Genomic DNA, 13,478 nt, shown 5'->3' with positions numbered 1-13,478 from the left:
CGATTTCTCTCGCTTAAATGTAATACTCCAGCTCCGAAGGGCTGCCGGTTGCGGTCTGCTTCTCGGTCCGGGCCCGAAGTCCAAGCCGTAGTTTGATCCGGATGACTGTCATGCCGCATAACAAACCCAGAGCTATAAGATAGAGGGGGTGGACACCAGCAAATAACAGCACGGAGACGGTAGCAAGGGCAGCTATCGCTGTCGTCCTGTCAAAGACGGAATACTTGGCCATCCGATATGCCGCCATGAGGATTAGCGCTATAATGGCACCGTTCATCCCCTTTAGAGCAGCTTCGACTTTAGGCTGGTTTCGGAACACCATGGCAAATATGCTGATCAGAATCACAATCAGAAACGTGGGGCATGTTACTCCGATGACCGCCGACACAGCTCCGGCAACGCCAGCCTGACGGTGGCCGATGATGGCAGCCGCATTAACGCCAACGCCTCCGGGAGCTGAGCCGGCGAGCGATATAAGCTCACCGATTTCATCCTCTTGCATCCATTTTTTCTTGCTCACCACTTCGCGCTCAATAATTGGCAGCATGGCATACCCACCTCCGAAGGTGGAGGGCCCGATGCGGAAGAAGGTCCAGAATAGCTGGTTCAGCAGCTTGAATTTATGCTTCAGTCCCTTGATGCGATCTCTCATGATTTCCATTACGCATGATGGATTCTGGGCATCGGCATCGGTTCCTTGCCAAGCTCGGCCCAGATATATTTGAGCAATAGCTCGGCCTTCAGCTGCTCGTGCTCCGGCTCGTTCCACAGGTTATGCAGCTCGTTAGGATCGGTCTCAAGGTCGAACAGCTCACCGTAGGATTGATTGTAATAGACGGTGATCTTATAACGCTGTTCGATATATGTTTTTTGATGAATCGTTGTCGGCTCGTGCCGGAATTCGCAGAGGGCATGCTCCCGAGCGGCCGCCTTCTTGCCGAACCACACTTCCTTTTGGTCGACGCCCGTCATGGCGTGCGGAATCGGAACGTTGCAGAGCGATAGGAAGGTCGGGGCCAGATCGACCAGGGATTGCATGGCATTTGATTTTTTTCCGGCAGGCACCTGATCGGGGTACCTTACCATGAACGGAATCCGGATTAAATCCTCGTAATGAAACCCTCCCTTGGCTTGAAGGCCGTGCTGGCCGAAGAAGTGGCCGTGATCCGTTGTGAATACAACGACGGTATTCTCCGCCAGTCCCAGATCATCCAGTTTATCGAGGATTTTGCCGATATATTTGTCCATCATGCTGATCATGCCGTAATACACGGCAACAAGCTTTTTCTTGTCATACTCCGTTAGTCGTGCCTTTGCACCATACTCGTAATAGTGATGGGAACGGTAGCCATGTATGCCATACCCGGTCTCTGCAAGATGCGAGAAATCCGGATCGTCCTCTTGCGTCAACTGGAAATGCGGCGGATTTCGGTCATGCTCTCCCGGCGTTACGGATGGAATGGTCAACTCGTCCGGGTCATACATCGAGTCCCACGGTTCAGGGGCCAGATATTCCGGATGCGGGTCGAAGAAGCTGGCCCACAGAAAGAAAGGGTCATCCGAGCGCTGGTATTGGTCCAAAAGGGAGCCGGTTCGTTCGGCAATCCAGGTGTTGTAATGGTATTTCTCCGGGATGGGCCATGTGTACGTCCGGGAAGGATCCATGGTTCCCGTCGGCGGCAGGAAGTATTCCCGCCAGTTGGCACACCCTTGTTCTTCCAGCCATTGTGCATAATGTTGACCGACATGGGCTTCATTGGTGTGGTTGCGGGCCAGTTCAACATGGTCGAATCCGTAAAATGGCCCGTGGAAATTTCTCCAATATTCCAAATCCTGAAGGATCGGGTACGCTTCCAGCGAAGGATAAACATCCGTGGATTTCAGTGGCTGAAAATGAGCTTTGCCGACAAGACCCGTTCGGTATCCGGCTTCCTGGAAGCTTTGACCCACGGTGTGGCGGTCTTCCAGCAGTTTTGTACCCAAAGTCCATGCTCCATGCTGACTGGGATACATTCCCGTAATGATGGATGCTCTGCTGGGGGTGCAGGTGGGATTTGGGCAATAGGCCCGATCGAACGTTGTCCCTTGCCGGGCGAGACGGTCCAGATTCGGCGTGGAAATTTCAGACTGAAATGTACCGATGGTGTTCCAATGCTGTTGATCACTAGTTATTAGCAAAATGTTAGGTGTTCTCGACAAGTGTAATCCCCTCCTAGTATGATAATATTGAAAAAAATCAGTTATAAAAATAGCTTAGTGTTATATTTTTGTTGTCATTTTGTTATGATTAAGCAAAAAATGAAGGAAAGGAGGGGCGTCGCCAAATGCAGGAATATGAATACGAGTATGCGGAATTCATCTACTATACGCCGGGATATTTGGATAAGGAGGAACAAATTTGGCCGGTTCGGGCAGGACGAACTGCAGCCAAGCCCAATTACAAGGTCGGACCGAAACGGATCGAGTGTTACAGTCTGCATTTTGTGCATGAAGGCATGGTCCGGCTTGAGTTTGATGGTAAATGGGTGGATCTGCAGAAGAACGATGTGTTCTGCCTGTTTCCGGGGCGGACCTATTACTATCACATGCTTCCCTCGGATTCTCCGCTGCAAATGAGCTGGCTCGCATTGGACGGCAACAGGGTCAAGCCGTTATTGGAGCTTGCCGGTTTGCTTCCGGATAGCCCGTTTGGCAAACAAATGTTATCCGCCCGGGTCAAAGAGTCCTCGGAAAGCGTGATTCATGCCCTGGCTGGCGTGGAACGCTGGAAGCCTTCAATTTCACTGGAACTGCATGGCTTGATCTACGGACTGCTTGCCGGACTGGTGCCGGACACGGTTTCTTTGCAGCCGACAGAGCTTGCGGGATGGATTCATGAGTGTTTGGATTACATGGAACTTCACGCGACCGAAGGGATTTCAGTACAGCAGGTGGCTGAATTTGCGGGGGTGCACCGTTCGTACTTCTCCAATATGTTCACCAGTCAGGTAGGAATGCCTCCGTTAAAATACATGCAGAAAATACGGATGGAGAAGGCGAAACGATTGCTGACCGAAACGGACGCAACGATCACGGAGATTGCCCTGTCTCTTGGCTATCCCAATTTATACTCATTCACGAGAGCCTTCAAGATTTATTACAAGGTGCCTCCCATTACCATGCGGGGAACCCAATGCTGAGTGCGTACCATGGGAATGCTCATGTGAACGACATTTTGTAAACGGTTACTTTTTATTTCGGTTGATCTTGAAAAAGGAGAATTCCGCTATGAAGCTTTCTACGATTCAGAGGTGGATATCGCCCGGTCGAAGCATTCAAGGGAAAATATTCATTGCGTTTAGTGCGGTTACCCTCGTGTCCATTGTCTCGATTACGGTCATTGTTTACATGAGCATGCGTGAGACGATCATGCACAATGCGGTCACCTCGGTATCGGACAGCATTCGGCAGGCGGATGAATCGCTGAATATGATGCTGGAAGAGATCGATCGCTTGAACACCGTTGTGGTGACCAACAAAAACACGGTGATTGACACCCTGTTAAGCCCGAATGAAGAGATCAGTTACGAGTGGTTTCAGGAGCAGAAGCGGATCGATGAGTTCCTGTCCGTTCTGATCGATTATAAGCCCTACATTACACGGATCGCTGTTGTCGGTCTGAACGGAAAGGTGTATTTCTCCGGTGGGCCGTGGTTGGACAGGACGGTGCTGGGGTCACCGATGCTGGATTATATGCTGCAGAATGGATCCCGCCATGCGTATTTCAAGCAGACGGGGGTGTCGGACGCCATCACGGTAGGGCGGGAGATCCGCTACAATCGTGAACCGATCGGGGTGGTCATGGTGGACTTGAATTATGATTTTATCCAAAAAACATACGGCGTGAAGCCGACTACGGACAGCATGATCTATGTGTTGGACATGCAGGGCGGGTTCGTTTATGCGGCCGAATCGGCACCGTCTTTTGCCCCTTCATCCGATAGGATTGTCGGACTCAATCAGGAGCTTGCAGGTAATGGTGATGCTATCAAGCAAGTTATTGACGGGAGAGACTATATCGTGGTCAGCCGCCGATCCGGTTATACGGGCTGGACCACGCTGGCGTTGATTCCGATGGATTCGCTGCTGAGCGAATCGGCAAGGCTGCGCAAGCTGCTGGCGGAGGTGTCGGTTATCGTCTTTGTTGTGGTTCTCATCGGGTCGCTGCAGGTGTCTTCGCGAATCACCCTTAATATCCGGCGATTGAAATCGTTGATGATGTTTGTGAAGGAGGGGAATTTAACGTTTCCCAGAAAGGAGATCAAGGGCGAGGATGAGACCGGGCAGCTGTACCGCGTCTTTATCAGCATGGTGGAGGATTTGAAGCGGCTGATGGAAGGAATCCGGGTCAGTGAGAGGGCCAAGCGGGAAGCCGAGTTAACGGCCCTTCAGGCGCAGATTCATCCTCATTTTTTATACAATTCGCTGAACACCATTAAGTATCTGGCCAAGATGAACGGCGTGCCTAACATCGAAGAAGTGTCGGGATCGTTGATTGAGCTCATGCGCGGGGTTCTGGGCAATTCAAGCGAATTTCTGACGATGCGGGAGGAACTGGATTATGTTGAACGCTATATCTCCATCGTCAAGTACAGGTATATGGAGCCGATCCGGATGGTTGCCCAGGTTGAGGATGATGCTTTGCTGGAATGCCGGGTGCTGAAGCTGATGCTGCAGCCTCTTGTGGAGAATGCCATTATTCATGGTATCGGACCGCTGGAGCGGGAGGGACTTGTGTTGATCCGCGTATGCGAAGAGGGGGGCGACCTCAAGATTGAAGTGATCGACCATGGCAAGGGTATGACAGAGGGGCAGAAGGCTGCTTTGTTGGGTGAAAGGGGAAAGAGCGGGAATACGTCCCGTTTTAGCGGAATGGGGGTGCGTAACGTGCATGAACGGATCGTACACCTGTATGGTCATTCATACGGCGTCAAGCTGTACAGTGAGCCAGGTCTGTATACCAAGGTCGAGATCCGGCTGCCGAAACTTACGGAGTGTAAGGGAGAATCCGAACAAGAGGTGATATAAGCGATGTTCCAAGTGCTGCTTGTCGACGATGAGCCGCTGGTGCGGCATAATCTGTGGACGTTACTCGACTGGAATGAGCATGGATTTCAGCTGTGCGGCCAAGCGCATAACGGATTCATGGCTCTGGCGATGATGGAGCAGTCCCCTCCTCATATTGCAATTATTGACGTGAACATGCCCGGCATGAACGGTGTAGAGCTCAACCGAGCGATCAAAGAACGCTTCCCGGCCATTAAGACCATCATGCTCAGCAGCTTTGATGACTATGACTACGTGCGGGAGTCCCTGAAGAACGGGTCCATCGATTATGTATTGAAGCATCGGCTGGACGGGGCAACGCTGATCGCCATGCTGAATAAAGCGGTCCTGGCATTGCGGCAGGAGGATCGGCTGTTTAAAGAACGCATTGCCCGGCAGGCCCTGGAAGAGAGGATAAACCCTGTCCTGATCCGCGATTATGTTGTGCATTTAATCCGGGGAGGGATGGAAGCAAGCCTGGAGTCAGAAACCTTCTCCCAGCGGAATAACCTGTATCCCCAGACCTTCAGTTATACGGCTGCGGCTGTGCAGATTATCCCGTTTCGGCTGCTGACGGAATCGTACAGCGATGTGCAAACGAATCGGCTGGTTCAGCAGGTAGTGGATATGATGCAGCAGAGTTTGGGGGATATCCATGAGCGGACGGCAGCTTATGTGGAGGATGGGCGGTTTGTTGTTGTGTTTGCGAACAAGGAACGAAGTGAATTTGCCGTGATGAGCGAGGCAGATGGACGAATAAGGAAGATTCAGCACGCCCTTGAATTATTCCTCAATTTAAGATGTGTAACCGCTATAGGACATGTGTGCACCAGCTTATCCCAGCTTGGATCCAGTTACAGCTCAGCTGAGCGGGAACTAGATGCTTCATCCGTCAAGGTGCCGTTCGCCGAGAATACGCCGCCAAGGATAATGGACCACGCTGTCGGATTTGCCGGAGGGTACAAAGAGCGCGTTTCTTTGACGATCGAAGAGCACAAGCAGCTTCTGCTCTCCATCGAAAGACTGGACACCCAAGATGTGCAGGCTTTAATTTCATCCATATTTGCTTCGATCTCCCATCAGCCAATCCATTCGCATACGGTTCAGATCATTGTCAGTGAGCTGATGCAGACCGGTGATAAGGCATTGAAAACATGGATGCCATCCATTGAAGCAGCAGGGGACAGGCTTCCTGCAAGAAGCGAACTCGGAAGGATGGGCAGTGTCGGGGAATTGGAGCAGTGGCTGTTATCCTTCTATGCCGACTTGCTGGGCCTGCTGAAGCAGCACCGTGTGAGCGGGGCCTATTCTCGTCATGTCACGCAAGCCATCCACTTCATCCTGGAGAGATATCCGGGGTATGTCACATTGGAGCTAGCGGCAGGCGCCATCGGGTTGAACTCATCCTACTTAAGCCGAATTTTCAAGGAGGAGACGCAGCGGACCTTCTCGGAATACTTGAATCGGGTACGAATCGACGCAGGGTGTAAACTGATGGAAAGCGGGCGCTATACCATCAAGGAAATCAGCAATCAAGTGGGGTTCACGACTCATAACTATTTTTTTAAAGTGTTCAAGGAGATTACGGGAATGACACCGCAAGAGTACTTGAACAGTCTGGGAAAAGGATAAGAGAAAAACCAAGCATTCGGATCGGCAGAAACCGTGTTTCGGAAGCAGCCAGTATAAAAAAACCGTAAAATATGTGGAGTAAATGATCATATTATTGTAATTGGCTGCCAGGGCCGTTGAATTATAATAATCACACACCAACGGTAAACGCTTACACTAAGCGTGTGGTGATTAAGAAATGTGGGGGTCACCTATTCATGCGTAAACACTGGGGAAGAAACGCGATCATGACCATGATCGTTTCCAGCTTGATGCTGGCCGGATGCAGTTCAGATGGAGGTTCGAAGAAGGAAGCCGCACCCGAAGGTTCGGAGAATGTCGTTCACACCACGGGATTTCCGATCGTAGAGCAGGCGGTGGAACTCAAGATGTTCACCCGGATTGCCCCCGTTAATGGTCCGTTTAAGGAGATGCCGGTTTTTCAGGATTACGAGAAATTGAGCAATGTAAAGGTGGAGTTCATCGAAGCGCCGACAGACGGCTTCCAGGAGAAGAAAAACCTGCTGTTCGCGTCGAATGAGCTGCCCGATGCGCTGTTCCGTTCGGGGCTATCGCCGCTTGAAACCGTCCGCTACGGGTCGGCAGGCCAATTGATCCCGCTGGAAGGCCTTATCGATGAATACGCTCCGAACCTGAAGAAATGGATGGAGGAATATCCCGAAATCCGCTCGGGCATCACAACGCCGGAGGGCCACATTTACGCGATTCCGGGCATCGTCACGCTAGGCGCGGCGCGTACGGATAAGAAATGGATTAATCAGAAATGGCTGGATAAGCTGAATTTGGAGGTGCCGGAGACAACCGAAGAACTGTATCAGGTGCTGCTTGCTTTCCGTGACGGGGACCCGAACGGCAACGGCAAGCAGGATGAGATTCCGATGACCGCCCGAATCGGGTTATCGGTTGTGAGCGCGATGAGCGGATCGTTCGGACTGGACACACAGCTCGGCTACAACATCAACATTGAAAATGACAAGGCAAGCATCTGGATGGGCAGCGACAAGAATAAAGAGATGCTGATGTATCTAAACAAGCTTTACAAGGAAAAGCTTCTGGATCCCGAGATATTCTCGCACACTGAAGCGCAATATTTGGCCAAGCAGGGATCAGGGAATGCGGGATTCTTCTTTGACCAGACAAACAACAACTTTTTGTCAATCCAGGATCAATATACCGGGATCGCGCCTCCGGCAGGGCCTGACGGAGACCGGATGCAAAGTCAGGCGCTGCCGATTGCGCGGGATTTTGGAGCTTTTGCCATCACGTCCGTCAATAAATACCCAGAAGTCACGATGCGCTGGATCGATTACTTCTATAGCGACGAAGGATCTACCCTTCTCCGGTTCGGCAGAGAAGGAGAGCATTACGAGATGAAGGACGGAATTCCCTACTATACAGAGGATTTCTTGAAGGATATTACCAACCAGGCAAAAATCACGCCTTACGCCGGAGGAGGAGCGCCTCATCTCATCAGCGAGCAGGTCGCCTCTTTCATCAATCCGCCGCAGGTACAGGAGGCGCAGCAGAAGCTGGATCCATTCATGCCGGAGGTTCGCTACGCGGCTCCCATGTTTGACGAGCAAACCGCTCAGCAAGTGAACATTCTGCGTAACGATATCGATAAATACTACGAAGAGCAGAGCACGAAATTCATTGTGGGCGCGCTTAGCTTCGACAAGTGGGAACAATTCCAGTCTACGCTGAAGAAGATGAAAATCGATGAGCTGGAGAAGTTGTATCAGGATGCTTATGACAAGATGCAGAAATAATGCTGCCACATCATGGATAAGGAGTGGATGCCCATGAAGAGTGTCAAAGCCGATACAACGATCACTATGCCTCCAGGTCAACGAAGGCGAGGTCCCCGCTTGCTAAGACAAATGGCCAAAAGGTATGACCTGTACCTCATGCTGCTTGTGCCGGTCGTCTGGTATCTGGTTTTTCACTATGGTCCGTTGTACGGGCTGCAAATTGCGTTTAAGAATTTCAACCCGGCCAAGGGAATCCTTGGGAGCAGCTGGGAGGGCTTCGGGCATTTCGAACGCTTCTTCGATTCGTATTATTTCTGGAGGCTGCTGTGGAATACGTTGTCCATTAATCTGTTCTCGCTGTTGATCGCTTTTCCGATTCCCATCTTGCTGGCGTTGATCATTAATGAAATTCGTAACAAGACCTTCAGCAAATGGCTGCAGAACATTACGTATATTCCGCACTTTATTTCCGTAGTTGTGATTGTCGGCATATTGAATGTATTCCTCTCGCCTACCAGCGGTCCGGTCAATCTGCTGATCGAGGCAATGGGAGGCACGCCGGTCCGTTTTATGGAGGAAGCCGGCTGGTTTAAGACCATTTTTATCGGCTCTAACATATGGCAGAACATGGGCTGGCAGTCCATTATCTACATTGCGGCATTGAGCGGGGTGAACCCGCAGCTTTATGAGGCTGCCAAGATGGACGGAGCGACAAGACTGAAGCGGATTTGGCATATATCCTTACCCGGCATCGCTCCTGTTGTTATCATTCTGCTGATTTTGGATATCGGCCATTTCATGAACATTGGCTTTGAGAAAATTTTGCTGATGCAAAATAATTTGAATCTCGAATCGAGTGATGTCATTTCCACGTTTGTTTACACGACAGGCATTTTAAAGGGAGAGTACAGTTACACGGCAGCAATCGGGCTGTTTAATTCGATCATCAACCTGATTTTGCTGCTGCTTGTAAACCGAATTGCGCGTAAAACGTCGGAGACGAGTTTATGGTAAAGGGGGAAAACGCGACATGTCCAAGCCATCGACCATAAAAAGAACCTCGGATGAATGGGTATTCGATGTGATCATTTACGCGGTCGCCGCCATCATTATTCTCATTGTGCTGTATCCGTTAATCTTTATTGTCAGCGCTTCGTTCAGTGATCCGGCAAGGGTGCTGAACGGGGAGGTTTGGCTGCTGCCCAAGAGCGTAACGCTTGATGCCTACACGAATATTTTGCATAACGATAAGATTTGGATCGGTTACCGCAATACGATCTTCTATACGATTGTAGGGACGGTAATTAATATCATCATGACGATACTGGCAGCGTACCCGCTATCGAGACCTGACCTTCCAGGACGCAATACGATTATGGTGTTTATCACCCTGACCATGTTTTTCAGCGGAGGGCTGATTCCGACCTACCTGTTGGTCAAGGATCTGGGAATGGTCGATACGATGTGGGCATTGATTGTTCCCGGTGCCATCGCGACCTACAATCTGATCGTGATGAGAACGTATTTCCAATCGAGCATTCCGTGGGAGCTGCAGGAGGCTGCCCATATCGATGGATGCTCCAACTGGAGGCTGCTGCTGAGCATCATCCTGCCCTTATCCAAGCCGATTCTGGCGGTCATGGTGCTGTTCTATGCGGTAGGACACTGGAATTCATTTTTTAATGCGCTCATCTATATTCGTAACGAGAATTTGCATCCGCTTCAGCTGGTGCTCCGCGAAATTCTGCTGATTAGTCAATCTGATGCGGTGGACGGCAGCATTGGTTTGGAAGACAAAATCCTGCTTGCCGAGAGCATTAAATACGCGGTCATTATTGTCTCCAGTTTGCCTGTACTGCTTATGTATCCGTTTGTGCAAAGGCATTTTGTTAAAGGCGTCATGATTGGCTCGGTAAAAGGGTGAGCTCAGCTCACATGCCATTTTCGCACGAATTAATTCCCCTAATATATCACGCTTATGGAGGATTTATCTTGAAAACAAACGCCAAGATTACCATTGACTGCGTCAGGCCGAGCGAGCATACGGTCAACCCCTACCTGTTCGGACATTTCGTGGAGGATATACGGGACCATATGGAGGCCATGCTCGCATTTCCCTTGAAGGACATGGATTTCGAAAGCGAGACGGAATCGAAGACCGCGGTATCGGGAAGCTGGCGCGCGTATACCAACGGAAGGAACACCAGGTATGCCATGGAGGCGCCGGCACCCAAGCATTCGGGCCGCGCCCAGCGCATCCGCATTCTGAGCGATGATGAGGCCTATGCCGGCATAACGCAGATCACATCGCTGCAAGGGCCGAAGGATTACGCTGTTCGGATGGTTGCAAGGGCTTCCATCGAGCTTCGTTATTTGATGATCGAAGCGGTGGACCGGCGTACGGAAGAAACGCTGGGGCAGCTGCGGGTCGAGCTGAGCAGCCATAACTGGCAGGAATACCAGGGGCAGCTGTCCATAACCCGTGCTTGTGCCGATGCGGAAATTCGGGTGTATATCCCGGCCGGGCACCCAAGGTGGGTCGACCACGTATCCACCGGCATGCTTTGGATCGATCATGTGTCAATGCTGCCAGTAGACAGCATTGCCATGGTGAAGCGCGAAGTGGTAGACATGACCCGCGAGCTGAACGCGGGGATGATGCGACTGGCAGGCAATTATATCAGCGCGTACCATTGGGAGCATGGGATCGGCCCTGTTCTGGAGAGACCTGTCATGTACAACGAAGCGTGGGGAGGGTGGACCAGCAAATATTTCGGAACGGACGAATTCATCCGCTTTTGCCGCGAACTGCGGGTTGAGCCCCTCATTTGCGTGAACGATGGTTCCGGCACGCCAGTAGAGGCTGCCCAGTGGATCGAATACTGCAATGGAAGCGTGGATACACCGATGGGAGCTCTGCGAGCAAAGAATGGATCACCCGAGCCATACGATGTAAGGTACTGGGAGATTGGCAACGAGGTTTGGGGGCAATGGCAGGTCGGCACTTGCACAGCTGACAGGTTTGCGGAGCGGACGATATCGTTTGCCAAGGCCATGAAGGAGGCGGACGATTCCATCGTGCTGCTGGCCTGCGGGCATTATGATCAGGACTGGAATCAAACGGTCCTCGATCTGGCCGGTGAGTATATGGACTATCTGACACTGCATTTGTACCACGGCTACGGTCCCTTCGGCATGAACCGGGACACCCCGGCAGAGGACCGCTATAAAGCGATCGCCTCTTATCCCGAATGGACCCGGCATTATATCCGGCAGACGACGGAGCTTATTCGGTCCCAGTCGAAGCATAGCCACGTGAAGCTGGCGATCACCGAATACAACACGATGTACTATCCGAACACCGTAAGAAAAGGGCTGCCGAACGAACATACCTTGGGAGCAGCCGTGGCCAATGCCGCCAACCTGAATGAAATGATTCGTTGCAGCGATATGGTGCATATCGGCAGCTTCTCCGATCTAGTTAACGGCTGGCTGGGAGGATGCATCAGAGTGGGGGATTATTATGCCGACCAGTATTGCGGCAAAGAACCTGGCTGGAGCGGGCTTCCTCTCGAAATATACGGTACACCCACCTATGAAGTGTTAAAGCTTTACGCGAATCGGGATATCCGGCGAATCCTTCCTGTTAAGGCGGAATGCGGCACCTTCTCCGTGTCGTCACACAAGAAGACGCCTGTGGAGCTGGATGCGCTTCCGGATCTGGACATTGTGGCCGGTACGAATGACGACGGCAGCGTGATTACGCTGCTTATCGTGAACCGAAGCCTGGGGGAGGTTCGGGCCGAGCTTGAGCTGCAAGCTTTCGAAGCTTCCGGGGAAACAACCGTTTATGAAATTACCGGGAATTTTTACGATGATATCAATTCCGTATTCCAGCCTGAGCAAATCAAGTGTAAGGAATACGGGGTTTCGGCGGAGGAACTGCAGCGCGGTTACGCATTGCGTCCTTCCTCCATTTATGCGCTTGAATTCAGGGCGAAGCCCGAATCCGGTGGAGTGGAATAATCACCTAGGCTGGCTGTGACCATCAAGACTAAAGTATCTATTATAACCGAAGAGCCGTGACTGCGCTGACAGTCACGGCTCTTTTTTTGACATAAAGCCATTCGAAACTCGCTGCGGCCCGAAATGGAATGATACAGGCTGATCTTATCCAAGAATCAGGGAAAATGGTCTTCATTCATCGTTTAACTTATTTATGGGAAGTGTAATTAGAGACTAAACAGAAGGATGGGGTGATCAATATGTCAAACGGAACCGTTGTGAACCAGGAAGCCGTTGAGATTGTTAAGGATATTATCAAGGATGTGGAAACTGCGATGTTCTCCACGATATCGGAGGGTGGGATCAATTCCCGGCCGATGCAGACACAGGATATTGAATTTGATGGGGACCTCTGGTTCTTAACGAAACGGGATACCAGCAAATATGCGGAAATCATGGCTAATCCCAACGTGAATATTGCGTATGTCGGCAAATCCTACGTATCGATTCGTGGAACGGCTGAAGTTGTAGAGGATGTGGAACGGAAAAAAGCACTCTGGAATGCAGCATACGAGAAGCTGCTGCAAACATCCTACGACGATCCCAACATGATTCTGATCAAGGTGAATACGGACACGGCAGAGTACTGGGAAACCGGAAATAAAACTAAAACGGTGAAGGCCTTCTTCAAAAAAATGGTGGGCCAGCAGCCGGAGGGCAACTCGGATATTAACAAAACCGTTGATCTTCATTAAGCGGAAATAATTCAATTATAAAAACCGCAGGATCAAGCCACGATCCTGCGGTTTTTTTTAGGAATTTTGGCTATGGTCATGACTGTCCTCTAGTAACGGATCGATATGTATGCGGGCAAGTCATCAGCTCATACGTATTGATAGATAAATGGTTTAAGAAGGAAGAAAGAGGGAACTTTAATACGTAAGAAGGCAGATTTACCCTGAAACCTATTTTAAACCCATAAATCAAGTGAGAATTATGTGAATT

10 protein-coding genes are annotated in these 13,478 nt (G+C 50.8%); 8 read left to right on the top strand and 2 right to left on the bottom strand.

What is annotated here, in order from left to right; all coding sequences use genetic code 11:
* Nucleotides 1-13: 13 nt before the first annotated feature.
* Nucleotides 14-661, bottom strand: coding sequence for a chromate transporter (locus tag WDY75_RS27135; protein ID WP_006208101.1), 648 nt, complete (start codon nucleotides 659-661; stop codon nucleotides 14-16).
* Nucleotides 661-2,199, bottom strand: coding sequence for a sulfatase (locus WDY75_RS27130; protein WP_063478522.1), 1,539 nt, complete (start codon nucleotides 2,197-2,199; stop codon nucleotides 661-663). The genes WDY75_RS27135 and WDY75_RS27130 overlap by 1 nt, the downstream gene beginning before the upstream one ends.
* A 125-nt stretch (nucleotides 2,200-2,324) precedes the next feature.
* On the opposite strand from WDY75_RS27130, the gene WDY75_RS27125 reads away from it, so the two are divergent.
* From WDY75_RS27125 to WDY75_RS27090, 8 genes are all read left to right on the top strand, one after another.
* On the top strand, nucleotides 2,325-3,179 hold the full coding sequence (locus WDY75_RS27125; protein ID WP_006208103.1) for an AraC family transcriptional regulator: 855 nt from the start codon (nucleotides 2,325-2,327) through the stop codon (nucleotides 3,177-3,179).
* A gap of 88 nt (nucleotides 3,180-3,267) precedes the next feature.
* A complete protein-coding gene (locus tag WDY75_RS27120) occupies nucleotides 3,268-5,067 on the top strand; it encodes a sensor histidine kinase (RefSeq protein ID WP_063478523.1) in 1,800 nt (599 codons plus the stop codon).
* 3 nt (nucleotides 5,068-5,070) lie between these two features.
* Complete coding sequence (locus WDY75_RS27115) at nucleotides 5,071-6,717, top strand: response regulator (RefSeq protein WP_063478524.1); 1,647 nt, start codon at nucleotides 5,071-5,073, stop codon at nucleotides 6,715-6,717.
* 197 nt (nucleotides 6,718-6,914) lie between these two features.
* Nucleotides 6,915-8,486: an extracellular solute-binding protein gene (locus WDY75_RS27110; RefSeq protein ID WP_036638633.1), complete on the top strand. Its 1,572-nt coding sequence runs from the start codon at nucleotides 6,915-6,917 to the stop codon at nucleotides 8,484-8,486.
* 33 nt (nucleotides 8,487-8,519) lie between these two features.
* Entirely contained in the window at nucleotides 8,520-9,482 is a 963-nt protein-coding gene (locus WDY75_RS27105) for an ABC transporter permease (RefSeq protein WP_006208107.1), read from the top strand.
* A 16-nt stretch (nucleotides 9,483-9,498) separates the two neighbouring features.
* A complete protein-coding gene (locus WDY75_RS27100) occupies nucleotides 9,499-10,392 on the top strand; it encodes a carbohydrate ABC transporter permease (RefSeq protein ID WP_006208108.1) in 894 nt (297 codons plus the stop codon).
* A 68-nt stretch (nucleotides 10,393-10,460) separates the two neighbouring features.
* Nucleotides 10,461-12,494 carry an alpha-L-arabinofuranosidase C-terminal domain-containing protein gene (locus WDY75_RS27095; protein WP_063478525.1) on the top strand — a complete coding sequence of 678 codons (2,034 nt, stop codon included), beginning with the start codon at nucleotides 10,461-10,463 and terminating at the stop codon, nucleotides 12,492-12,494.
* A 239-nt stretch (nucleotides 12,495-12,733) separates the two neighbouring features.
* Nucleotides 12,734-13,228: a pyridoxamine 5'-phosphate oxidase family protein gene (locus tag WDY75_RS27090; RefSeq protein WP_063478526.1), complete on the top strand. Its 495-nt coding sequence runs from the start codon at nucleotides 12,734-12,736 to the stop codon at nucleotides 13,226-13,228.
* The last annotated feature ends 250 nt before the right edge of the window (nucleotides 13,229-13,478 follow it).

This window comes from Paenibacillus glucanolyticus, assembly GCF_037333485.1.
Taxonomy (GTDB): domain Bacteria; phylum Bacillota; class Bacilli; order Paenibacillales; family Paenibacillaceae; genus Paenibacillus_AQ; species Paenibacillus_AQ glucanolyticus.
The sequence above is the reverse complement of the archived record's forward strand: the minus strand, read 5'-3'. Positions and strand labels throughout refer to the sequence as shown.